We start from the raw sequence: 23,737 nt of genomic DNA, 5'->3' as shown, positions 1-23,737 counted from the left end.
CTCGCTCGAAGGGAGCTCGCGTGACGAGACCGGACCCCGCCAGCACCACGCAGCAGACGGCCCCGCCGTGGCAGGACACCTCGCTGCCGATCCCCGAGCGGGTGGACCGCCTGCTCGCGGAGATGACGCTCGAGGAGAAGGTCGCCCAGCTCGGCAGCCGCTGGGTCGGCGCCGACGCCCGGGTCCTCGCGGCCGAGGCCGACGAGTCCGGTGCCGACGGCACCCTCAACGTCGCGCCGATGCAGGACGTGTTCGAGTCCGCCGGTGCGGTGCCGCTGGCCGACGCCGCCCGGCACGGGCTCGGCCACCTGACCCGGATCTATGGCAGCGCCCCGGTGACCGCGGCCGAGGGCGCGGCCGAGCTGGTCCGGCAGCAGCGCACGGTGCTGGACGCGTCCCGGCTGCGGATCCCGGCACTGGTGCACGAGGAGTGCCTGACCGGGTTCACCACGTACGGCGCGACGATCTACCCGGCCGCGATCGCCTGGGGTGCGACGTTCGACCCCGGGCTGATCGAGCGGATGGCCGCCGCAATCGGGCGGGACATGGCCGCGCTCGGTGTGCACCAGGGCCTCTCGCCGCTGATGGACGTCGTCCGGGACTACCGCTGGGGCCGGGTCGAGGAGACGATCGGGGAGGACCCGCTGCTGGTCGCGACGCTCGGCTCCGCGTACGTGCGGGGGCTGCAGAGCGCCGGGGTGATCGCCACGCTCAAGCACTTCGCCGGCTACTCGGCCTCCCGGGCGGCCCGCAACCACGGGCCGGTGTCGATGGGGCGGCGCGAGTTCGTCGACGTGATGCTGCCGCCGTTCGAGGCCGCGGTGACGCTGGCCGGCGCGGGCTCGGTGATGAACTCGTACTCGGACGTGGACGGCGTGCCGGCCGGGGCCGACCCCTGGCTGCTGACCGAGGTGCTGCGGGAGCAGTGGGGCTTCACCGGGACCGTCGTCTCCGACTACTGGGCCGTGCCGTTCCTGGCCACCATGCACCGGGTCGCGCCGGACCTGGCCGGGGCCGGTGCGCTCGCGCTCGCCGCCGGGCTGGACGTCGAGCTGCCCGACACGATCGGCTTCGGCCCCGGGCTGGTCGCGAAGGTGCGCGCCGGCGAGGTGCCGGAGGCGCTGGTCGACCGGGCCGCGCGGCGGGCGCTGACCCAGAAGGCCGAGCTCGGCCTGCTCGACCCGGGCTGGACGCCGGAGGGGTCGGTGACCGCGATCCCCGACCTCGACGCGGCCGGGAACCGCGTGCTGGCCCGGGAACTGGCCGAGCGTTCGATCGTGCTGCTGGATCCCGGCACCTCCCTGCCGCTGCAGGGGACCCGGAAGCTCGCCGTGGTCGGGCCGTGCGCGGCCGACCCGCGGACGTTCATGGGCTGCTACGCCTTCCCCAACCACGTGCTGCCCCGGCACCCGGGCTTCGGGCTCGGCGTCGAGGTGCCGACCGCGGTCGACGCGCTGCGGACCGAGCTGCCCGGCGCCGAGATCGTCTACGAGCAGGGCTGTCCGGTGCAGGACCCGGACCGCTCCGGCTTCGACGCCGCGGTCCGGGCCGCCGCCGGCGCCGACCTCTGCGTGGCGCTGGTCGGCGACCTCGCGGGTCTGTTCGGCCGCGGTACGTCCGGCGAGGGCTGCGACGCCGAGGACCTGCGGCTGCCGGGCGTGCAGGCCGAGCTGCTGGAGAAGCTGCTGGAGACCGGCACACCGCTGGTGGTGGTCGTCGTCTCCGGCCGGCCGTACGCGCTGGGCGACCTGCATGGGCGGGCCGCGCTGGTGCAGGCGTTCATGCCCGGTGAGGAGGGCGGGCCGGCGATCGCCGGCGTGCTGTCCGGGCGGCTGCAGCCCAGCGGGAAGCTGCCGGTGCAGGTGCCGCGGCGGCCGGGCGGCCAGCCCAGCACGTATCTGCAGCCGCCGCTGGGCAGCCCGGACAGCGCCGGGATCAGCCCGCTGGACCCGACGCCGCTGTTCCCGTTCGGGTACGGGCGGTCGTACACGTCCTTCGTGGTGGACCGGCTGCGGCTGAGCGCGACCGAGGTGCCGACGGACGGGGAGCTGACCGTGTCGGCCCGGGTCCGCAACACCGGCAGCCGGGCCGGCGACGAGGTCGTCCAGCTCTACCTGCACGACCTGGTGGCCGAGGTGGCCCGGCCGGTGCGGCAGCTGACCGGGTTCACCCGGGTGCCGCTGGAGCCGGGGGAGGCGAAGGACGTGAGCTTCCGGGTGCACGCGGACCGGACCGCGTACACGAACCGCCGGCTGGACCGGATCGTGGAGCCGGGCGACATCGACGTTCTGGTCGGAACCTCCGCCGGTGACCTGCCTTGCCACGCTACGGTCCGGCTCACCGGGCCGGTCCGGACCGTCGGGTCCGACCGGGTGCTGCTCACCCCGGTCACGATCGAACCGGCGGGGAGCGCCTGATGGTGCGCCAGGAGGACGAGAGCCGGACCGGCAACGGCCGGGCCACGCTGGCGACCGTCGCCGCCTCCGCCGGCGTCTCCGTCGCCACCGTCTCCAAGGTCCTCAACGGCCGCAGCGACGTCGCCCCGGCGACCCGGGCGCTGGTGCAGGAGCTGCTGCACGAGCACGACTACGTCGGCCGCCGGGTCGACCCGGGCCGGTTCCCGACGGTGGAGCTGCTGTTCCACAGCGAGCTCAACGCGTACTCGCTGGAGGTCTTCGAGGGGATCCTGACCACCGCGGTCGAGCTGCGGGCGGCGGTCGCGGTCAGCCTGCGCCCGCGCGGCGAGGCCCGGGCGGCGGCGGCCCGGTCGGTGGCCTGGGTCCGCGACCTCGCGGCCGTGGGCCGGCAGGCCGTGATCACGGTGACCAGCGAGCTGCCGCCCTCGGACCTGGCGGCGCTGGCCCGGGCCCGGATCCCGATCGTGGTCATCGATCCCTTCTACCTGCCGCAGGCCCAGGTCACGAGCGTCGGCTCGACCAACTTCCTCGGCGGGCTGGCCGCGACCCAGCACCTGCTGGAGCTCGGCCACCGCCGGATCGCCTACCTCGGCGGGCCGGTCGCGGCCGCCTGCAACCAGGCCCGGATGCAGGGCTACCGGGGCGCGATGGAGACCGCGGGCGTCCCCGTCCCGGGCGGGTACGTGCGGCACGGCCGCTTCCACCACCGCGACGGCGTGACCGAGGGCGCGTCCCTGCTGGACCTGCCCGAGCCGCCGACGGCGATCTTCGCCGGCAGCGACGAGACCGCGGTCGGCGTCATCGAGGCGGCCCGGGCCCGCGGCCTGCGGGTGCCGGAGGACCTGAGCATCGTCGGGTTCGACGACACCACGGTGGCCAAGTTCTCGGCGCCGCCGCTGACCACCGTGCGGCAGCCGCTGCGGGAGATCGGCGCGGTCGCGCTGCGCCGGGCCCTGCAGCTGGCGGCGGGCGAGAAGGTCGACTCCTACCACGTGGAGCTGGCGACCGAGCTGGTCGTCCGGGAGTCCACCGCCCCGCCGGCGACCCGCTAGCCCCCGTCGAGCAGGCCGTTGCGGCGGGTGACCCCGGCGAACCAGCGGGCGCTGTCCTTGGGGATCCGCTGCTGGGTCGCGTAGTCCACGTACACCAGCCCGAACCGCTTCGAGTACCCGTACGCCCACTCGAAGTTGTCCAGCAGGCTCCAGACGAAGTAGCCCCGCAGGTCCACCCCGTCCTCGATCGCCTGCCGGGCCGCGCGGACGTGCCGGTCGAGGTAGTCGACCCGGCCCGGGTCCGGCACCGAGCCGTCCGGGCCGGGGGCGTCGGCGAACGCGGCGCCGTTCTCGGTGACGTAGAGCGGGATCGGGCCGTAGTCGCGGTGCAGCCGGGCGAGCATGTCGTACAGGCCGGTGGGGTCGATCTCCCAGCCCATCTCGGTCACCGGCAGCCCGCGCGGGACCTCTTCGACGTCGAGGCTGCCGACCCAGGCCGAGACCGTCTCGGGCGTCTCGGCGACCCGGACGACGGTCCGCCGGTAGTAGTTGACGCCGAGGAAGTCCAGCGGGGCGGCGATGATCGCCTCGTCGCCGTCGTGGACGAAACCCAGGTCGGTCACGGCCGCGACGTCCCGGCGGAGGTCGGCCGGGTAGCCGCCGCGCAGCAGCGGGTCGAGGAAGACCCGGTTGCTGATCGCGTCGACCCGGCGGGCCGCGTCCGCGTCGGCCGGGTCCGCGCCCTCGGGCTCGACCGGGTGCAGGTTCAGCGTGATGCCGAAGGTCGCGTCCGGGTCGGCGGCCCGCAGCGCCCGGACGGCGAGGCCGTGCCCGAGCATGAGGTGGTGGGCGGCGGCCAGCGCGGCCGCGGGCTCGGTCCGGCCGGGGGCGTGGTGACCGGCGGCGTACCCGAGGAAGGCCGAGCACCAGGGCTCGTTCAGCGTCGTCCAGGCCCGGATCCGGTCCCGCAGCCGGTCGTGCACGAGCGTCGCGTACTCGGCGAAGCGGTCGGCGGTGTCCCGCTCGGGCCAGCCGCCGGCGTCCTCCAGGACCTGGGGCAGGTCCCAGTGGTAGAGCGTGACCCAGGGCTGGATGCGGCGCTCGAGCAGCTCGTCGACCAGCCGCTGGTAGAAGTCCAGCCCGGCCGGGTTGAGCGCGCCGCGCCCGGCCGGCTGCAGCCGCGGCCAGGCCAGCGAGAACCGGTAGTGGGTGACGCCGAGGTCGGCCAGCAGAGCCACGTCGTCGCGGTACCGGTGGTAGTGGTCGTCGGCCACGTCGCCGGTGTCGCCGCCGAGGACGGCGCCCGGCCGCCGCGAGAACGTGTCCCAGATCGACGGGCTCCGGCCGTCCTCGGCCGCCGCCCCCTCGATCTGGTAGCTCGCGGTCGCGGTGCCCCAGACGAACCCCGGCGGGAAGCCGAGCCCGGCTTCGGTGGCCTGCCCGGCCACCACTCCTTCAGCGCTCACCGTCCTCCTTCGCCGCGCCGAGCCTAACGCCACCCACCGGCCACGTACGGTCCGGCGTGGCCGGTTCCGGTCGTCGGCGCGCCGCAGGCCTGCATCCCGATGGATCTCGACCTACGCTGTCCGATATGGAGCGACTTATGGTGGTTGAGGCGGACCCGAACGCCGGGGTGCTGCTGGAGTCCGCCCTGGTCGCTCCGGACCGCGACGTGCTGCTGGTCCCGACCGCCGCGGCCGCGCTGCGGGCGGCCGCGCGGACGCCGTACGACCTGATCCTGCTGGGCGCGCCCGGCCCTCAGGTGTGCTCCCGGTTGCGAATGTCCCAGCCCGGTGCCGTGCTGGTGGTGCTGTCCGCCGGCGGTGACGTCATCGCCGCGCTGGCGGCCGGCGCCGATGACTACCTCACCGCCCCGCTGCGGGCGGCCGAGCTGGCCGCCCGGATCGACGCCCACCTGCGTCGCGGCCGGGCCCCGTCGACGCCCGCGGTCGGGTCGGTGGGCCCGCTGACCGTCGACGTGACCGCGCACCGCTGCCTGCTCGGCGGGCAGGAGGTCCGGCTGCGGCCCAAGGAGTTCGACCTGCTGGCCCGGCTCGCGGCCGAGCCCGGGACCGCGGTCCGCCGGGAGACGCTGATGGCGGACGTCTGGCAGGAGAACTGGTTCGGCTCGACCCGGACGCTGGACGTGCACGTGGGCTGGATCCGGCGGCGGCTGCGGGAGGCGGCGGGCCGGGCGTCGGTCCCGCCGGTCCGGATCACCACCGTACGAGGGCACGGCTTCCGGCTGGAGTGCTGAACCGGCCGGGGCCCGGACAGCCGGACACCGCCGGCGGGGGGATGCCGGCGGTGTCCGGGAGGTCTTGGTTACGGCGGCCGAAGGCCACGGGGGTTTGCCCTCGGCCGCCGTACCAGAAGCGTAGGTCGACCCTGGGTGTCTCCGACATAACCAAGATTGGTTGTATGTGCACCGACATTTTGGGGGTAACAGGGCCGCCGTCGGGCGGGAACGCGCGGGGAGCACGATGAACCCGGGCTCCGACGGGAGGCGAGCGTGAACGGCATCGCGCAGGCGCTGGTCGACCAGCGCTACCTGGACCAGGCACGGCAGATGCAGGCGCTGTCGTTCACCGTGCACATCCCGCTGGTCTGCTTCGGGATGGCGTTCCCGGCGCTGATCCTGTTCTGCGAGTGGCGGGCGATGCGGACCGGCAGCGAGCTCTACCGCACGCTGGCCCGGCGCTGGAGCCGGATCCTGGTCGCTCTGTTCGCGGTCGGCGTGGTCACCGGCACGATCCTGTCCTTCGAGATGGGCCTGCTCTGGCCGAACTTCACCGGCACCTGGGGCTCGGTGTTCGGGCTCGGCTTCGCGATCGAGGGGTTCTCGTTCTTCGTCGAGGCCATCTTCATCGGCATCTACGCCTACGGCTGGGACCGCATCTCGCCCCGCCTGCACCTGCTGTCCGGCATCCCGATCGCGATCACCGGGGTGACCGGCTCCTTCATGGTGATCGCGGTGAACGGCTGGATGAACAACCCGTCCGGCTTCCGGGTCGTGGATGGCCGGGTCGTGGACGTCGACCCGGTCAAGGCCCTGTTCCGCAACGGGTTCACCTGGCACGAGTTCGTGCACATGTACCTGGCCGCGTTCATGGTGACCGGCTTCGTGCTGGCCGCCTGCTACTCGGTCGCGCTGCTGCGCGGCAACCGGGATCGGTACGTCCGGCTCGCGCTGGCGATCCCGCTCACCGCCGCCGCGGTCGCCTCGCCGATCCAGGTGATCGTCGGCGACTGGGCCGCCCGGACGGTCTCGGCGGACCAGCCGGTCAAGCTGGCCGCGCTGGAAGGCCTCGGCCGGACCACCACCGGGGCCCCCATCCACGTCGGCGGCTGGTACGTCGACGGCGAGGTCCGCTGGGGCGTCGAGGTTCCCCGGCTGCTCTCGCTGCTGGCCGAGCACGACCCGAACGCGACCATCCGCGGGCTGCAGTCGTTCCCGGCCGACCAGCTGCCGCCGGTGAACGTGGTCCGGATCGCGTTCCAGACCATGGTCGGCTGCGGCACGCTGCTGGCGCTGCTCGCGGTCTGGTTCCTGCTGGTCCGGTTCCGGACCGGGCGCCCGCCCCGCTCGGCCTGGTTCTACCGGGCGGTCGTGCTGTCCGGCCCGGCCGCGGTCGTCGCGCTCGTCGCCGGCTGGGTCACCACCGAGGTCGGCCGCCAACCCTGGGTCGTGTACGGGGTGATGCGCACCGACGACGCGGTCACCGGCGCCACCGGCATCCCGGTCGGCTACGGCGTGCTCGCCGCGGTGTACGCCGGCACCGCCGTCGCGGTGGTCTGGATCCTGCGCCGGCTGGCGACCCGGCCGCTCCCGGAGAACCCGGCCGACGTGGTGGACGAGGTGGGCGTGCCGTGACGCTGCAGCTGCTGCCGCTGGTCTTCGTCCTGGTCGGCCTGATCCTCTACACGGTGCTGGCCGGGGCCGATCTCGGTACGGGCGTCTGGCAGCTGTCCGCGGTGCGCTCGGAGACCCTGCGGGCCCGGATCTACTCCTCGATCGGGCCGGTCTGGGAGGCCAACCACGTCTGGCTGATCTTCGTGCTCACCGTGCTGTGGACGGCGTACCCGCGGGTGTTCGCGGTGGTGAGCACGACGCTGGTCGTGCCGCTGTTCCTGGCCGCGATCGGGATCGTGCTGCGCGGGACGGCGTACGCGCTGCACGGGGCGTCGCGGGGGCCGGCCGACCACCGGGAGATCGACCTGGTCTTCGGGCTGTCCTCGGTGCTCACGCCGTTCTCGCTGGGGGCGGTCGTCGGCGGGCTCGCGTCCGGGCGGGTGCCGGCCGACGGGTCGGGGAGCGCGGTCTCCAGCTGGCTCAACCCGACCTCGATCCTGGCCGGGGTGCTGGCCGTCGCGGTCGGGGCGTACCTGGCCGCGGTGCAGCTGGCGGCCGACTCGGCCCGCATCGGCGATGCCGGCAGCGCGGTGGCGTTCCGGCGGCGCGCGCTCGGGGCCGGGGCCGCCGCCGGGGTGCTGTCGATCGCGGGTCTGCTGGTGGTGCGGTCGGACGCGCCCGGGCTCTACCGTGGGCTCACGCACGGGGCCGGGCTGGCCGCCGTGGTCGTCTCCGTGGTGGCCGGCATCGTCGCGTTCGGGCTCGTCGTACGGAACCGGATCGAGCCGGCCCGGTACGTCGCCGGCGTCGCGATCGCGGCGCTCATCGCGGGCTGGGCGGTGGCGCAGCGGCCGGACGTGCTGCCCGGGCTGACCGTGGCCGCGGCGGCCGCGCCCCGGACCACGCTGGTGGCCGTCGTGATCTCGGTGCTGGCCGGGGCCGCGATCGTGGGGCCGTCGCTGCTGCTGCTGTTCCTGCTCGTGCTGCGGGGGCGGATGGACCGGCCGCGGCCGGCGCTCGTCCCGGACGTGCGGCCGGTCCGGAGCCGGGCCGGGGTGACCGGGGCCGCGGCCGTGGCGCTGTTCGTGGTCGGGGCCGGCCTGATGGTGTTCGGGCCGAACCCGGCGGTGCTCGGGGTCGGCGTCGTGCTCCTGCTCGCCGCCGCCCTCCTCGGCTTCACCGCCGCCGCGCCGTCGGGCGAGCCCGAACCGGAGGGTGCCGGCCTGGGTGGAGCCGGGCCCCGGCGCGGGGGGTGAGCCGCGCCGGGACCGCGGGTCAGACGCTGGTGCTGACGCGGTCCGGGGTGGCGTCGGCGGCGTCCTTGCGCCGCCGTCCGGTCAGCGCCAGCCCGAGCGCGGCCAGCCCGGCCACGAGCCCGATGCCGCCGACGACGTACGCGCCGGTGACGGAGCTGCCGTCGTTGTCGGCGCCCGCGGTGACGGTCGGGGTGGTGGCGACGGGGGCGGTGGCGGTGCCGCCGGCGGCGGCCAGCTTCAGCGTCGGGGCGGGGTGCTCGGGCTCGTCGCTGCTGCCGGCGGCGGCCTGCTCGATCCAGGACACGACGGTGCCGTCGGAGTACGTCTGGATCGCCTTGAACGTCATCGAGTCGGCCTCGGGCAGCGGGCCGACCGACAGCTGGAACTCGGTGTACTCACCGGGCTTGATCCCGCCGGCGGTGGCCTTCCAGTCCACGACCGAGGGGTAGTCGGTGACCTGGTTCCCGTCGTCGTCGGTCAGCGGCGTCGCCAGCTTCGCCCGGGTGACGGTGTAGGTCCACCCCGGCTGGGGCTTGACCGACACCGACGCCAGCGGCGTCTCGGCCGGGAGCTGGACCTTCAGCTCGGTGGCGTTGGCGTTGTCGACCTCGTTGGGCATCCGGAACGTCAGGACCCCGAACCCGCCCTGGGTGGCGCCGGGCGAGTTCACGGTCACGTGCGCGAGCGCGGGCAGCGCGGTCGTGGCGATGGCAGCCACGGCAACTCCCGCGACGGTGAGGAGGCGAATGACGGAACGGGACACGGACGGTCCTTTCTCACGGTTCTCGGCCGGTACGCGAGACCCGAACCGCGCCCGCGGATCACGTCCCACGCCCCACCGGTCGCCTCCGTAGCGGGCCCGGTTCCCCGAACCCCCAAGACTGGTCCCCGAAAACCCCAAACATTGGGGCCCCGACGGGCTGAACCGGCACCGCAGCGGAATCGCGGCGATTTCGTAGCGGAGATCGGCAGGGTCGGGTCCCCGACCCAGTGCGAGGAGGTGCCGCACGAAGATCGTCGTTCGCACGGTCGAGCCCGTGAAGTCGACCCAGTGGCCGGACTCCTGATCACGTGAGCGGGCGGCCGCCGGTTCCCGGACGGCGGCCGCCCGCTCGTCCGCTCCGAGGACGGCTGCGGCCCCGGACCGCCGCCGGACCCGGTCAGACCGTCGTGGTCAGGGTGACCTCGACGTTGCCGCGGGTCGCGTTCGAGTACGGACAGACCTGGTGGGCCTGCTCGACCAGCTTCTCCGCCTCGGCCTGCTCCAGCCCGGGCAGGTGCGCGGTCAGGCCGACCACGAGACCGAAGCCGCCGGCACCGTTCGGCCCGATGCCGACGGTCGAGGCGACGCTGGTGCCCTCGCCGAGGCGGACCTTGGCCGCGCCGGCCACGCCGCGCAGCGCGCTGTGGAAACAGGCCGCGTAGCCGGCCGCGAACAGCTCCTCCGGGTTCGGCGCGCCACCCGGCCCGCCCATCTCCTTGGGGATGGCGACGTCGGTGTCGACGGCGCCGTCGGAGGTCCGGACGTGCCCGTCCCGGCCGTGCCCGGTGGACAGTGCCTCGGCGGTGTACACAGGTTCGATCGCAGTAGCCACGAATCCACCGTACGCCGGGCTATGTCGTAAGATTGTACCCCGGTCGGACGCGGCGACCCGGAGGCGATCGCGGGGCCTTCCCGGTTCGGTAGGCCGGTCAGGCCGCCGTCAGCGTCACGTCGTCGACGACGAACGAGGTCTGCAGCTTCGTCCCCTCGACCCCGGTGAAGGTGAGCGTGACCGAGCCGGTGCCGGGGACGGCGACGGTGTGCTGGGCGAACCCGGTGTTGTGGTTGAGGTTGGAGAACGTCGCCAGCGTGCCGGCCGCGGTCGAGACCGTCAGCGTGTCGAACGCGGTCGTCGTCGACGTCTCGGCGGTGTCGACGTGCAGCCAGAACGAGAGCGTGGCCGAGCAGCCGGCCGGGACGGTCGCGGTCTGCCGCAGCGTGTCGGTGTGGGCCAGGCCGTAGCCGTCCAGCCAGGCCTTCCAGGTCCCGGCGTGGGCGGCCTCGGAGGCCGAGTTCGAGACCACCGAGGCGGTCGCGGTCCAGGGCGCCGCGGTGCCGGTCTCGAAGCCGGTGTTGCCGAGCTTCTGCCCGGGGCCGGCGCAGTTGCCCGGCGGGGGCGGGGGAGGAGTGGTGGTGCCGGCGCCGGCCAGCCAGGCGGTGGCGTTCAGGGCGAGCGCCGCGTCCGTGCCGGCCGGGTCGTTCCAGCCGTTGAACAGCGTGTTGCCGGCCTGTCCGGTGCCGTCGTCGATCGGCGAGCTGTCGCCCCAGATCGCGAATCGCCCGGCCCCGAACGTGCTGGTGCTGAGGAAGGCCCCGGTCGTCCCGGTCTGGTTCGCGGTCGGCCGCCAGACCAGCCCCCGTACGGCCGGGTTGTCGGCCGGGTGCAGGGTCTGGGTGCTGCCGTCGCGCACGATCGCGCCGGTGACCGTGCCGAACGGGCCGCCGATCACCGGGTTGGTGGTGTCCCGGATCGCCACGTCGTTCTCGTTGGCGACGTCGACGACGTCCTCGCTGACCCCGAACGGGTCGGTGTTGTCGACGCCGTTGCTGGCGAACAGGTCGTTCGCGATCCGGACCGAGTCCCAGCCGTCGCTGTTCCGGTCGCTGCCGGTGTGGTCGACGATGAGGAAGAACCCGCCGCCCGCCTGTACGAAACGCAGGATCGCGGTCTTCTCGGCCGCACTCAGCGGCGAGTTCGGCTCCGGCATGACGAACTCGTCGAAGTTCGCCAGGTCCAGCGCGCCGCCGCCGCCGAAGCTGATCGTGTTGCCCGGCGGCAGCGTCTTCAGGCTGTACTGACCGGTGCGCTGCAGCGCCACGCCCCAGGCCGACAACGCGCCGGTCCAGGAGGTCTCGGTGGTCGGGGACGGGTTCTGCGCGGTCGGGTCCGGCATCGCGGTGCTGATGATCCAGTCCGCGTTGCCGGCCGTCTCGGCCTTGCTGTCGTCGAAGAGCACCCGATGCGGGAGGGCGGCCTGGGCCGGTGCCGCCGGGGTGAGCAACGCTAGGCCGATCGCGGTGGTACCGACGGCGGCAAGGAGCAAGCGAACCGGACGAAGCACGGCGGACCTCCCAGACGAGGTGGGGGATGCCGAAATCGTACGGCCGGGGGCGCGAACGCCCAACCAGCTCCAGGCAAATACTCCGGATGGGTCAGGAAGTGGAAATGCCGCGCAGCACCGTGTCCACGGTCCGCTCGGCCAGGCCGTCGCCGTCCAGCCGGCGCGCCATGCCGAGCGAGGACATCATGTTCGGCGCCGACAGCAGCACGGCCACCAGCTCGACGTCGAGGTCAGACCGCAGCTCCCCGGTCGCGATCCCGCGCCGCAGCACGGACCGGGTGAACTCGCGGCGCTCCTCCATGAGCCCGGAGTACAGGTCGCGCAGCCGGCCCGGGCGCTGCAGCTCGGGGATCATGCAGGGCAGGATCTGGCCGGACATCCCCTCGCGGACCTTGCGCGCGTGCCGGGCCAGCCCGATCAGGTCGTCGCGGACGGACACCCCGGCCGGCTCCGGCGGCGGCGGCTTGACCGCCTTGACCGCGGCCAGGACCAGCTCGTCCTTGTCGGCGAAGCGGCGGTAGATCGTCGCCTTGCCGACGCCGGCCCGCGCCGCCACGGCCTCCATGGTCAGCGCCTCGATCGACGTGCCCTCGGCCAGCAGGCCGAGGACCGCGTCGATGATGGCCGCGTCGGCATGACTGCTCCGCGGCCGGCCGGCCGGCCGCGGAGCAGGCGCCGTGGACATGTCCGTCATGGTGACATCCAGGTTACGTCGTCTCGACGAGGCGTGCGTCGAGCTCGTCCACCGACACCGGCTCGGGGTGTCGCGCGACGTGACCGGGCAGCCAGCGCAGCACCGCGATCATGCCGAGCAGCGCCGCCACCGCGGACCCGCCCGCGGCCCAGTGCATCGCGTGCACGAAGGCCCCGTCGGCCGGGCCGAGCAGCCCGGCTCCGGCCGGTCCCGCGTTCGCCGCGGCCGCGTACGTCGCCGCGAGCGACTCGCCCGCCGCGTCCCGGACGCCGGCCGGCAGCACGGACAGGTGCCCTTCGATGCCGCCGCGATAGACCTGGGAGAGCACCGAGCCGAGCACCGCGACGCCCAGGGCGCCGCCGACCTGCCGCACGGTGTTGCTCACCGCCGACCCGACGCCGGCCCGCTCCCGGGGCAGCGAGGACATGACCGCCTCGGTGGTCGGCGCGACGACGTTCGCCATGCCGGCGCCCATCACGAAGTAGACGGCGGCCAGCACCCAGATCGGCGTGCCCGTCCCGATCAGCAGGAACGCCGCCAGCCCCACGGTCACCAGGCCCATGCCGGCCGCGGTGACCCGCTTCGGCCCGTACGTGGCGACGAGGCCGGCGCTGCGCGGGGCGAAGATCAGCTGCGCCGCCGCGAAGGGCAGGAACAGCAGGCCGGTCTCCAGGGGCGAGTAGCCGCGCACGATCTGCAGGTAGAACGTGCCGAAGAACAGCGAGCCCATCGCGGCGAAGAAGACCAGGCCGACGGAGCCGACCGCGGACGCGAACCGCGGGTCCTGGAACAGCCGCACGTCCAGCGCCGGGTACGCGACCCGCCGCTCGTAGAGCACGAACGCGCCCAGGATCAGCGCGCCGGCGGCGATCGTGCCCAGCACCCCGGGCGAGAACCAGTCGCCGGAGTCGCCACCGGTGATGATCCCGTAGACGAAGGTCGCCAGGCCGACGACCGACAGCAGCACGCCGACCAGGTCGATTCGTCCCGGTGCCGGGTTGCGCGACTCGGGCACCAGCACGGCGACCGCGGCGATGCCGGCGATCACGATCGGCACGTTGACCAGGAAGACCGAGCCCCACCAGAAGTGCTCCAGCAGGGCGCCGCCGACGACCGGGCCGATCGCCACCGCGAGCCCGACCGCGCCGGCCCAGACGCCGATCGCGCGGCCGCGCTCGCGCGGCTCGAAGACGGTGGAGATGATCGCCAGCGTGGCCGGCATGATCGCGGCCGCGCCCAGGCCCATCAGCGCGCGGGCGCCGATCAGCTGACCGGGCGACTGCGCGTACGCCGAGGCCAGCGACGCGATCCCGAAGATCCCGAGCCCGGTCACCAGCATCCGGCGACGGCCGAGCCGGTCGCCCAGCAGCCCGGCGGTGAACAGCAGGCCGGCGAACACGAGCGTGTACGAGTTGATCGACCACTCCAGGTCGCTCTGGCTCGCGCCGAGGCCGGCGCGGGGATCGGCGATCGTCTTCAGCGCGACGTTGAGGATGGTGTTGTCGAGCACCACGACGAGCAGGCTCACCACCATCACCGCGAGGATCGTCCAGCGGCGCGGGTGTCCGGCAGGCGCGGCCGGTACGGATCGAGGCTGATCCATCGTGCTCCCTCTAGTTCTGATACGGAACTGACTCGTATCTAAACTAGCCCACCTTCACCAGATCCGGAACGAGGCAGTCTCGTATCGAATTCCGCTGAGAGCGGACCCGCCCCATCGGTGACCCTCCGCGTGCGACCGACTGCGGTAAGTTCAGAACCTGAACGGCTGGGACGTCGGACGATCACGCTCCGACGTCAAATCCGAGAGCGCGCGCCGCACACCGTCTTAAGGGAGTGCTTAGGTCACCGTTGACAACGCAACGACCGAGGCGCCGAATGAGCTCGACGGACTATTGCAGGGGGTACGCATGCAGGTTCCCGCACCCTTCGAGTACGAGCGCGCCACCAGCATCGATCACGCGATCGGCCTGCTGGACCGGCTCGGCGACACGGCGCGGCTGGTCGCCGGCGGTCACAGCCTGCTGCCGATGATGAAACTCCGGCTGGCGAACTTCGAATACCTCATCGATATCAACGACCTGCACGAAGAGCTCGGGTACGTCACTGTTGAGACGGACCAGATTCGTATCGGCGCGCTGACTCGTCACCGAGAGTTGTTCGAGTCCACCGCGCTTTCTGAATCGTTTCCTATATTCCGGGACGCCGAGCGCGTCATCGCTGACCCGGTCGTCCGCAACCGCGGCACGCTGGGCGGGTCGCTGTGCCAGGCCGACCCCAGCGAGGACCTGTCCGCGGTCTGCACGACCCTCAACGCCAGCTGTGTGATCCGGGGCAGCGGCGGCGAGCGGGTCGTGAGCATGGAGGACTTCCACCGCGGCCCGTACGAGACGGCCGTCGGCGACGCCGAGATGCTGGTCGAGGTCCGCTTCCCGCTGCGCCCCAACGGCTCCAGCGCGTACGAGAAGGTGGAGCGGCGGGCGGGGGACTGGGCGGTCGTGTCGGCGGGCGCCGCGGTCTGGATGGACGGCCGGACGATCGCCGACGCCCGGGTCGGGCTGGCCGCGGTCGGCCCGAACACCACCGGGCTGCCGGCCATCTCGGCCGCGCTGCGCGGCCACGAACCCTCCGAGGAGCTCTACCGGCAGGCGGGCACGCTGGCCGCGGAGGCCTGCGAGCCGGCCACCGACATGCGCGGCAGCGCCGAGTACAAGCGACACCTGGCCGGCGAGCTCACTCGCCGGACCTTGCGCCGGGCCGTGGCCCGCATCACCCGGGAGGCCTGAGCATGCTCGTCACGATGACGGTCAACGGCGAGGAGGTGACCCGGGAGATCGAGGGTCGCCTGCTGCTGGTGCACTTCCTGCGCGACCACCTCGCGCTCACCGGCACCCACTGGGGCTGCGACACCAGCAACTGCGGCACCTGCGTCGTCTGGCTGGACAACGAGCCGGTGAAGTCCTGCACGGTGCTGGCCGCGATGGCCGGCGGCCACGAGGTCCGTACGGTCGAGGGGCTGGCCAAGGGGGCCGAGCTGGACCCGATCCAGCGCGGCTTCATGGAGTGCCACGGCCTGCAGTGCGGCTTCTGCACCCCCGGCATGCTGATGACGACCCGGGCCCTGCTGGACCGCAACCCGGACCCGAGCCAGCAGGAGATCCGCGAGGCGATCTCCGGGCAGATCTGCCGCTGCACCGGCTACGCCACGATCGTCCGCTCCGTCCAGTGGGCCGCGGCCGAGGAGTCCGGCAACCGTACGGTCCTGGAGGAGTCGAAGTGACCGCGATCGAGGAACGCCGGACCGCGTTCGAGGACAACGACAAGAAGCCGCTCGGCCACGGCCGGATGCTCCGCAAGGAGGACGCCCGCTTCATCCGCGGCAAGGGCCGGTACGTCGACGACCTCCAGCTGACCGGCATGCTGCACCTGGCGATCCTGCGGGCCCCGATGGCGCACGCGACGATCACCCACATCGACACCACGCTGGCCGAGGCCCACCCGAAGGTGAAGCTCGTCGTCACCGGCGCGATGCTGGCCGAGCAGGGCCTGGCCTGGATGCCGACCCTGTCCAACGACGTGCAGGCCGTGCTGGCCACCGACAAGGTCCGCTTCCAGGGCCAGGAGGTCGCGTTCGTCGTCGCCGAGGACCGCTACTCGGCCCGGGACGCGCTCGAGCTGATCGACGTCGACTACGAGATCCTCGAGCCCGTCATCGACGTGCGGAAGGCGCTGGACCCGGCCGCGCCGGTGATCCGGACCGACCTGGAGGGCAAGACCGACAACCACTGCTTCGACTGGGAGACCGGCGACGCGGCCGCGACCGAGGCCGCCTTCGCCCGGGCCGACGTGGTCACCGTCGAGGACATCGTCTATCCGCGGGTGCACCCGGCGCCGATGGAGACCTGCGGCAGCGTCGCGGACTTCGACTCCGTCGACGGCAAGCTCACGCTCTGGACCACCTCCCAGGCGCCGCACGCGCACCGCACGCTGTACGCGATCGTGGCCGGCCTGCCCGAGCACAAGATCCGGGTCATCGCCCCCGACATCGGCGGCGGCTTCGGCAACAAGGTGCCGATCTACCCCGGCTACGTGTGCTCGATCGTCGGCTCGCTGCTCACCGGCAAGCCGGTGAAGTGGATGGAGGACCGGTCGGAGAACCTGACCAGCACCGGGTTCGCCCGCGACTACGTGATGCGCGGCGAGATCGCGTCCACGAAGGACGGGAAGATCCTCGCGATCCGCACCCACGTTCTGGCCGACCACGGCGCGTTCAACGGCACCGCGGCGCCGGTGAAGTACCCGGCCGGCTTCTTCGGCGTCTTCACCGGCTCCTACGACCTGGAGGCCGCGTACTGCTCCATGACCGCGGTCTACACGAACAAGGCCCCGGGCGGGGTCGCGTACGCCTGCTCGTTCCGGATCACCGAGGCCGTCTACCTGGTCGAGCGGCTGGTCGACTGCCTCGCGTACGACCTGAAGATGGACCCGGCCGAGCTGCGCCTTGCGAACCTGCTCCGGCCGGAGCAGTTCCCGTACACGTCCAAGACGGGGTGGGTCTACGACTCCGGCAACTACGAGCCGACGCTGCGCGAGTCGATGCGGATCGCCGGCTACGACGAGCTGCGCCGGGAGCAGGCCGAGAAGCGCGAGCGCGGCGAGCTGATGGGCATCGGGATCTCGTTCTTCACCGAGGCCGTCGGCGCCGGGCCGCGCAAGGACATGGACATCCTCGGTCTCGGCATGGCCGACGGCTGCGAGCTGCGGGTGCACCCGACCGGCAAGGCCGTCGTCCGGGTCTCCTGCATGAGCCAGGGGCAGGGCCACGAGACGACGTTCGCCCAGATCGTGGCCGAGGAGATCGGCATCCCGCCGGCCGACATCGCCGTCGTCAACGGCGACACGGATCAGACCCCGTTCGGTCTCGGTACGTACGGCAGCCGGTCGACGCCCGTCTCCGGGGCGGCCGCGGCGCTGGTCGCGCGCAAGGTCCGGGACAAGGCCCGGATCATCGCCTCCGGGATGCTCGAGGTCTCGGTCGCCGACCTGGAGTGGGAGAAGGGCTCCTTCCAGGTCAAGGGCGACCCCGGCAAGTCGGTGACGATCCAGGACATCGCGATGCGGGCACACGGCGCCGGCGACCTGCCCGAGGGCGTCGAGGGCGGCCTGGAAGCCCAGATCTGTTACAACCCGTCGAACCTGACCTACCCGCACGGCGCGTACATCTGCGTGGTCGACGTCGATCCCGGCACCGCGGTGGTCAAGGTGCGGCGGTTCATCGCCGTCGACGACTGCGGCACCCGGATCAACCCGATGATCATCGAGGGCCAGGTGCACGGCGGCCTCACCGACGGCGTCGGCATGGCGCTGATGGAGATGATCGCCTTCGACGAGGACGGGAACTGCCTCGGCGGCTCGCTGATGGACTACCTCATCCCGACCGCGCTGGAGGTGCCGGACTGGGAGACCGGCTTCACCGTCACCCCGTCGCCGCACCATCCGATCGGGGCCAAGGGCGTCGGCGAGTCGGCCACCGTCGGGTCGCCGCCCGCGATCGTCAACGCGGTCGTGGACGCGCTGAAGCCGTACGGGATCCGGCACGCGGACATGCCGCTCACGCCCTCGCGGGTGTGGGAGGCCATGCAGGGCAACCACCAGCCGCCGATCTGAGCCGCAGTCCACTGTAGACAGGGAGGGAGGGGACGATGAGCCAGCGGATGGCAGCTCGCGTGCTGGAGCTGTCCGCCGAACGCGTGCCGTTCGTGCACGCGACGGTCGTACGGGCCCAGGTGCCGTCCTCCGCCCGGGCCGGCGACGACGCGGTCGTGCTGCAGGACGGCACGATCGAGGGCTTCGTCGGCGGCCAGTGCGCCGAGACGTCGGTCCGGACGGCCGCGCTGGGGGCGTTGCAGGACGGCCGCACGGTGCTGCTGCGGGTGCTGCCGGACGACACCGCGCCGTTCCCGGACTCGCCCGGAGCGACGGTCGTGGTCAACGAGTGCCTGTCCGGCGGGGCGCTGGAGATCTTCCTGCAGCCGATGCTGCCGGCGCCGCTGATCGAGGTGGTCGGGCGGACGCCGGTGGCCGAGGCCGTGCTCGCGATCGCCGGCATCCTGGACTATGCGACGGCGCGGTCCGTCCCGGGCGCGATCCCGGAGAACGCGACCGCGGTCGTCGTGGCCAGCCACGGCCGGGACGAGCAGGACGCGATCACGGCCGCGCTGGCGGCCGGGGTGCCGTACATCGCCCTGGTGGCGAGCCGGAAGCGGGGCACGGCCGTGCTGGACGAGCTCGGCCTCACCGGCGAGCAGCGGGCCCGGGTCCGGACGCCGGCCGGGCTGGATCTCGGCTCCCGGACCGCGGCCGAGGTGGCGTTGTCGATCGTGGCCGAGGTGGTGCAGACGCTGCGCTCGGCCGACCGCCCGGTGCTGCCGGTGACCCCGCTGCGGCCGCGGACGGCGATCGACCCGGTCTGCGGCATGACCGTGACGGTCATGCCGGACACGCCGCGCCTCGCGATCGACGGCACGGACCACTGGTTCTGCAACCCCGGCTGCCGGGACCAGTACGCGGCCCAGCTGCGCGGCGGCGCGTGAGCTACGGCCTGGACGACGTCGCCGGGGTCCGCCGCCACCTGGACGACGCCGGCTACCTCGTCGACGACGGGACGGCCACGGCCGTCTTCCTCGCGCTGTCGCTGGGCCGGCCGCTGCTGCTGGAGGGCGAGCCCGGGGTCGGCAAGACCACCGCGGCCAAGGCGATCGCGACCGCGCTGGGCACGAGGCTGATCCGGCTGCAGTGCTACGAGGGGCTCACCGTCGGCGAGTCCCTGTACGAGTGGAACTACCAGCGCCAGCTGCTGGCGATCCGGCTGGCCGAGTCCCGGCACGAGTCGCTGCACGACGCCGACCTGTTCACGGCCGAGTTCCTGCAGGAACGGCCGATCCTGCAGGCGATCCGGTACGCCGGGCCGCGGCCGCCGGTGCTGCTCATCGACGAGATCGACCGGGCCGACGACGAGTTCGAGGCGCTGCTGTTCGAGTTCCTGGGCGAGTCGGCGATCACGATCCCGGAGATCGGCACGTTCGCGGCGGCCCGGCCGCCGGTGGTCGTGCTCACCTCCAACCGGAGCCGGGAGCTGCACGACGCGCTGCGCCGGCGCTGCCTCTACCACTGGATCGAGTTCCCGGACCCGCCGCGGGCGGCGCAGATCCTGCGCCGCTCGGTGCCGGCCGCGAACGAGCCGCTGATCGTCTCGACCACCCAGCTCCTCGGCCGGGTCCGGGAGCTGGACCTGGACAAGCCGCCGGGGATGGCCGAGGCGATCGACTGGCTGGCCGCGCTGGCCGTGCTCGGCGCGGCCGACCTGGTTCGCGAGGACGTGCTGCGCACGATCAGCACGATCGCCAAGACCCCGGACGACCGGGAGACGATCGCCGGCTCCCTGGCCGGGCTCGGCTACCCCGCGGCCGTCCGGTCCTGAGCCCGTGAACCGCCCGACCGTGCTGCCGGGCGTGGACCGGGCCGCGTTCGCGACGGCGCTGGCGACCCAGCTGCGGCGCCGCGGCGTCCAGGTCGGGTTCACGATGGCCGAGGACTTCGTCCGGGCGCTCGGCGCGCTGCCGCCGTACGACAAGGGGGAGCTCTACTGGGCGGCCCGGATCACGCTGATCCGCCGGCAGACCGACCTGGCCATGTTCGACGCGGTGTTCGAGGCGGTCTTCAGCGACGCCGAGTTCGAGCTGGACCCGTACAGCCGGCGCTCGGCCGGGCGCGGCACGCTGTCGTCCGTGCCGCAGCAGCAGGCGGCGGAGGAGGCCGGGTCCGGGCTCCCGTGGGCGACGCTGCCGCCCGCGGTGGACGGGGCCGGGGACTCCGACAGCCCGCTCGGCTTCCCGCAGCGGCTGCCCAGCGAGCTGGCCGCGCTGAGCGACGCCGGCTTCGAGACGCTCACCCCGCAGCAGCTCGCCGAGCTCGGGCGCTGGCTGGAGAACGTGCTGCGGGACTGGCCGACCCGGCGGTCCCGGCGCCGCAAGGTGCACCCGTCCGGGACGAGGATCGCGATCCGGCCCACGATCGCCCGGGCCCGCCGGACCGGCTGGGAGCCGGTCGTGCTGGTCCGCGACCGGCCGCGGGACCGGCCGCGGCGGGTCGTGCTGCTCTGCGACGTGAGCCTGTCGATGCAGGCGCAGGCGACGGCGTACCTGCACCTGATGCGGGCGTTCGCGCTGCGGGCGGACGCGGAGGTGTTCGCGTTCGCGACCAGCCTGACCCGGCTGACGCCGGTGCTGCTGCACCGTTCGGCCGAGGTCGCGGTGGAGCAGGCGACCGCGGCCGTGGCCGACCGGTTCGGCGGCACCCGGATCGCCACGAACCTGCGGGCGCTGCTGGCCTCGCGGCACGGCAACGCCGTCCGCGGCGCGATCGTGATCATCGGGTCGGACGGCTGGGACAGCGACCCGCCGGAGGCGGTGGCCGACGCGATGGCCCGGTTGCGGCGGCGGGCGCACCGGGTGATCTGGATGAACCCGCGGGCCGGTGCGCCGGGCTTCGCGCCGACGGTGTCGACGATGGCGGCGGCCCTGCCGTACTGCGATCAGCTGCTGCCGGCCGACACGTTCGCGTCGCTGGCCGCGGTGGTCCGGGCGGTCAGCTCCACAGGGTGACGTGGATGGACGGGCGGAACCGGCCGACGGTCACGCCCGAGCCGCGCAGCATCGCCTGCATGGCCCGCGGCGTGGTGACGAAGCGGGCCAGCTCCGAGGCCACCGGGGGAGCGGAGCGGTCGGCCAGCGTGAGCACGTGCCAGACCCCCTTGGCCGGCAGCGCCGGGCCCGGCACCCGCTTGAGGTGGTCCTGGGCCAGGTCCTGGCCGACCACGAACTTCATCGCCAGCGCGATGCCCTTGTTCCGCTTGGCCTCCTCCAGCGCGGCGGAGTCGCTCTGGAAGATCCGCTGCCGCTCCTCCGGGACGGACACCCGCCGCAGCAGGGCTGGCACCAGCCCGGAGTCCGAGGCCCCGGACGGGCCGAGCAGCCAGGTCTGGGACCGCAGCTCGCCGATGCCGACCGCGGCGCCGCGGGTGATCGGGTCCTCCGGCCCGGCGACCAGGAGCAGCTCGTAGTTCAGGAACGGCGTGCAGGTGATCGCCTCGTCGGGCTCGTCCGGGCGCGGGCCGATGGCGACGTCGACCGCCCGGGTCCGCAGCAGCGCCGGGAACTGGCTGGAGTTGTGCACGCTCAGCTCGACGTCGAGGTCGTCGGCGCGGCTGGCGAACAGGTCGATCAGCCCGGGCGCGGCGTGCTCGGCGAACAGGCTCGAGGCCGCCACCCGCAGCAGCCGCCGCCCGGCACCGGCCTGGCTCACCTCCAGGATCGTCCGGTCCTGCAGGCCCAGCATCTCCGCGGCCCGGCTGGCCAGCCGCAGCCCGCCCGGGGTGAACGCGATGCCGGACGCGGTGCGGACGAAGAGCTTGTCCCCGAGCTCCTTGCGCAGCTGGCCGACGTGCAGGGAGACCGCGGCCTCGGACACCGACAGGTCGGACGCGGCCTTCTTGACCGAGCCGAGCCGCACCACTGCGGCGAAAGCCCGCAGCTGGGTCGGCGTCACCGGATGTTCATCCTCACCATCGTCGAGGGCCCCTGTGCCGCCTCCAACCTACCTCGGTGGAGGCGCCGGCCGGCCCGGCACCGGCTCCGCTGGGCCGTCCGGAGCACCCGCCCGCACCGGGTGGCGGATTTCCTGTCCGGACAGGAAGTCACCGATGGCGGACAGAGAGATACGCTTGTCCCACCGGCCGCCGCTAAATCGGGCCAGCAGTAGCACCGGCAATCGGTGTACGCGCAGTCTGTGATGTCTCAAGTATCGCCCGCCCGTCGCGGAAAACTCTGATGGATACGCCGACAGGCCGATCGGGATCAGGGCCGAGTGGCGGCCCCCCTCGGGGATGACCCCAATTTTTGGGGGTTCGGAATACCGAATTGGGGATAGGCGCGTCCAAACGCGTCCGACAAGACTTGTCCCTGCCTCACGAGTGCATCCCATCGGTCCGTACGACCAGCTGACGGTGTTCCGACAGTTCTGGCAGGTACTTGGGTTCGGCGCCGTCGCGCCCGACCGTCCCGGATGCGCCCGTGCCGGCACGTTGCATCGGCGCAGCCAGCGCCGGTGACCCGGTCACCGCAGCCAGTGGTGGCTCGCCCGGCCCGTCCCAGCCAGTGGCGGCAGAGCAGTGCCAGATGCCTCGCCGTGTTCCGCTGGACGCCCGATTCCCTGCGGAGATGAGTGCGTCGCCATTCGCCCCGAGTCGTACGTCGCTTCCACACCAAAGGGCAGGGAGAGCCCGTGGTCGCGGCGTTGCGGCGATAGAGCACGCGCGCGTCACGGCGCCGTGCGCGGCTCGACTATCAAACCAACTGGAGGTTGGTCTGATGTCCGAAGCCACCACGGACGAACGCCCCGGAATTTCGCGGCGCAACGTCCTGCGCGCCGGCGCTGTGGGCGCCGCCGCGGTCGGTGTGGGCGCCGGTAAAGTGCTGATGGAACCGAATCTCAAGATGCGTGGCCTGATGTCGGGCGACGGCATCTTCGGGGCCACGTCGATCGCATTGGCCGATTCGCTCTACATCGAAGACTTTCCGATCACCCCGCTGATCCTGAACCCGTTCACCGACCCGCTGCTGATCCCGCCGGCGGCGACCCCGCTGACGCCCACGGAGGTGGCGGCGCTACCGCTGCCGCCGGGGCCGGGCGTGGGCCAGCAGAACTCGCTGCGGAACGAGACGCACCAGATCTGGCCGTCGGCGATCGGGTTCCCGGACCCGATCGTCTACAAGTTCGACGTGCTGGTGCGGACGCACTCGTTCACCACCTCGCAGGTGCTGCCGATCGACGACCACGGCGACGGGGTCGTCTCCTACGACGCGACCGGCAACCACTACCCGGCCGGCACGGTCCGGACGCTGCCGCCGTCGACGATCTACGGGTTCAACGGCACGTTCCCGGGTCCGCGGATCAACGCGGAGTACGGCAAGCCGGTCATCGTCCGGTTCGAGAACCACCTGGACGAGAACCCGCTGAACCTGGACCGGCAGGACTTCGGCTCGCCGGACTTCTCGTTCCTGACCCACCTGCACAACGGCCACACCGCGCCGGAGTCCGACGGCAACCCGCACTACTCGATGCTGTTCGGCCCCCAGCACGAGGGCTACCGGGTCGGCGACTTCGTCGACAACCTGTACCTGAACTGGCCGGCCGGCAACGACGACCGGGAGAAGCAGAGCTTCTTCTGGTTCCACGACCACCGGATGGACCACACCGGCTCGAACGTCTACAAGGGCATGGTCGGGATCTACCCGATCTACGACCCCAAGAACGGCATGGACGACGGCGACGAGACGACGGGGCTGCACCTGCCCGGCGTC

General features: G+C 72.9%; 19 protein-coding genes. 12 read left to right on the top strand and 7 right to left on the bottom strand.

The features are described 5' to 3' along the window. Nucleotides 1-20: 20 nt before the first annotated feature. Together VGP36_22280 and VGP36_22275 are read left to right on the top strand one after the other, a co-directional pair. A complete protein-coding gene (locus VGP36_22280; protein ID HEV7657437.1) occupies nt 21-2,417 on the top strand; it encodes a glycoside hydrolase family 3 N-terminal domain-containing protein in 2,397 nt (798 codons plus the stop codon). Next, nucleotides 2,417-3,469: a LacI family DNA-binding transcriptional regulator gene (locus tag VGP36_22275; GenBank protein HEV7657436.1), complete on the top strand. Its 1,053-nt coding sequence runs from the start codon at nt 2,417-2,419 to the stop codon at nt 3,467-3,469. Before VGP36_22280 ends, VGP36_22275 begins: the two co-directional genes overlap by 1 nt. Here VGP36_22275 and VGP36_22270 read toward each other — a convergent pair. Beyond that, nucleotides 3,466-4,875 (bottom strand): GH1 family beta-glucosidase, encoded by a 1,410-nt coding sequence (locus tag VGP36_22270; protein HEV7657435.1) that lies wholly within the window; start codon nt 4,873-4,875, stop codon nt 3,466-3,468. The genes VGP36_22275 and VGP36_22270 overlap by 4 nt on opposite strands. A 137-nt stretch (nt 4,876-5,012) precedes the next feature. Between VGP36_22270 and VGP36_22265 the strand changes: the two genes are divergently transcribed. The 3 genes from VGP36_22265 to VGP36_22255 all read left to right on the top strand — a co-directional run bounded on the left by VGP36_22265 (nt 5,013) and on the right by VGP36_22255 (nt 8,518). Further along, nucleotides 5,013-5,666, top strand: a complete 654-nt coding sequence (locus tag VGP36_22265) for a response regulator transcription factor (GenBank protein HEV7657434.1) — start codon at nt 5,013-5,015, stop codon at nt 5,664-5,666. Between the two features lie 255 nt (nt 5,667-5,921). Next, nucleotides 5,922-7,283, top strand: a complete 1,362-nt coding sequence (locus tag VGP36_22260; GenBank protein HEV7657433.1) for a cytochrome ubiquinol oxidase subunit I — start codon at nt 5,922-5,924, stop codon at nt 7,281-7,283. Beyond that, nucleotides 7,280-8,518: a cytochrome d ubiquinol oxidase subunit II gene (locus tag VGP36_22255; GenBank protein ID HEV7657432.1), complete on the top strand. Its 1,239-nt coding sequence runs from the start codon at nt 7,280-7,282 to the stop codon at nt 8,516-8,518. Before VGP36_22260 ends, VGP36_22255 begins: the two co-directional genes overlap by 4 nt. Before the next feature lie 19 nt (nt 8,519-8,537). Here VGP36_22255 and VGP36_22250 read toward each other — a convergent pair whose 3' ends face one another. From VGP36_22250 to VGP36_22230, 5 genes are all read right to left on the bottom strand, one after another. Beyond that, a complete protein-coding gene (locus VGP36_22250; GenBank protein ID HEV7657431.1) occupies nt 8,538-9,236 on the bottom strand; it encodes a YcnI family protein in 699 nt (232 codons plus the stop codon). 442 nt (nt 9,237-9,678) lie between these two features. Next, a complete protein-coding gene (locus tag VGP36_22245) occupies nt 9,679-10,101 on the bottom strand; it encodes an organic hydroperoxide resistance protein (GenBank protein HEV7657430.1) in 423 nt (140 codons plus the stop codon). Between the two features lie 109 nt (nt 10,102-10,210). Continuing rightward, on the bottom strand, nt 10,211-11,563 hold the full coding sequence (locus VGP36_22240; GenBank protein ID HEV7657429.1) for a hypothetical protein: 1,353 nt from the start codon (nt 11,561-11,563) through the stop codon (nt 10,211-10,213). A 151-nt stretch (nt 11,564-11,714) separates the two neighbouring features. Then, complete coding sequence (locus VGP36_22235; protein ID HEV7657428.1) at nt 11,715-12,308, bottom strand: TetR/AcrR family transcriptional regulator; 594 nt, start codon at nt 12,306-12,308, stop codon at nt 11,715-11,717. Nucleotides 12,309-12,330: 22 nt separating this feature from the next. After that, the gene (locus tag VGP36_22230) at nt 12,331-13,920 is read right to left on the bottom strand and encodes an MFS transporter (GenBank protein HEV7657427.1); all 1,590 of its coding nucleotides are present in this window, start codon (nt 13,918-13,920) and stop codon (nt 12,331-12,333) included. 307 nt (nt 13,921-14,227) lie between these two features. Here VGP36_22230 and VGP36_22225 point away from each other — a divergent pair, with 307 nt between their 5' ends. From VGP36_22225 to VGP36_22200, 6 genes are read left to right on the top strand one after another with little or no spacing between them, the layout of a single operon-like run. After that, nucleotides 14,228-15,103: a xanthine dehydrogenase family protein subunit M gene (locus VGP36_22225; GenBank protein ID HEV7657426.1), complete on the top strand. Its 876-nt coding sequence runs from the start codon at nt 14,228-14,230 to the stop codon at nt 15,101-15,103. A gap of 2 nt (nt 15,104-15,105) precedes the next feature. Further along, entirely contained in the window at nt 15,106-15,597 is a 492-nt protein-coding gene (locus VGP36_22220) for a (2Fe-2S)-binding protein (protein HEV7657425.1), read from the top strand. Beyond that, nucleotides 15,594-17,984, top strand: coding sequence for an aerobic carbon-monoxide dehydrogenase large subunit (locus VGP36_22215; GenBank protein ID HEV7657424.1), 2,391 nt, complete (start codon nt 15,594-15,596; stop codon nt 17,982-17,984). The genes VGP36_22220 and VGP36_22215 overlap by 4 nt, the downstream gene beginning before the upstream one ends. Before the next feature lie 35 nt (nt 17,985-18,019). After that, the gene (locus tag VGP36_22210) at nt 18,020-18,910 is read left to right on the top strand and encodes an XdhC family protein (GenBank protein HEV7657423.1); all 891 of its coding nucleotides are present in this window, start codon (nt 18,020-18,022) and stop codon (nt 18,908-18,910) included. Then, complete coding sequence (locus tag VGP36_22205) at nt 18,907-19,797, top strand: MoxR family ATPase (protein ID HEV7657422.1); 891 nt, start codon at nt 18,907-18,909, stop codon at nt 19,795-19,797. Before VGP36_22210 ends, VGP36_22205 begins: the two co-directional genes overlap by 4 nt. Before the next feature lie 4 nt (nt 19,798-19,801). After that, a complete protein-coding gene (locus VGP36_22200; GenBank protein ID HEV7657421.1) occupies nt 19,802-20,980 on the top strand; it encodes a VWA domain-containing protein in 1,179 nt (392 codons plus the stop codon). Here VGP36_22200 and VGP36_22195 read toward each other — a convergent pair. Beyond that, on the bottom strand, nt 20,964-21,923 hold the full coding sequence (locus VGP36_22195) for a LysR family transcriptional regulator (GenBank protein ID HEV7657420.1): 960 nt from the start codon (nt 21,921-21,923) through the stop codon (nt 20,964-20,966). The genes VGP36_22200 and VGP36_22195 overlap by 17 nt on opposite strands. Nucleotides 21,924-22,852: 929 nt before the next feature. Here VGP36_22195 and VGP36_22190 point away from each other — a divergent pair. Then, the coding region (locus VGP36_22190; GenBank protein HEV7657419.1) for a multicopper oxidase domain-containing protein at nt 22,853-23,737 on the top strand (885 nt) is incomplete at its 3' end.

The organism is Mycobacteriales bacterium, from assembly GCA_035995165.1.
Lineage (GTDB): Bacteria > Actinomycetota > Actinomycetes > Mycobacteriales > CADCTP01 > CADCTP01.
This window is presented reverse-complemented; position numbering and strand designations above follow the sequence as displayed.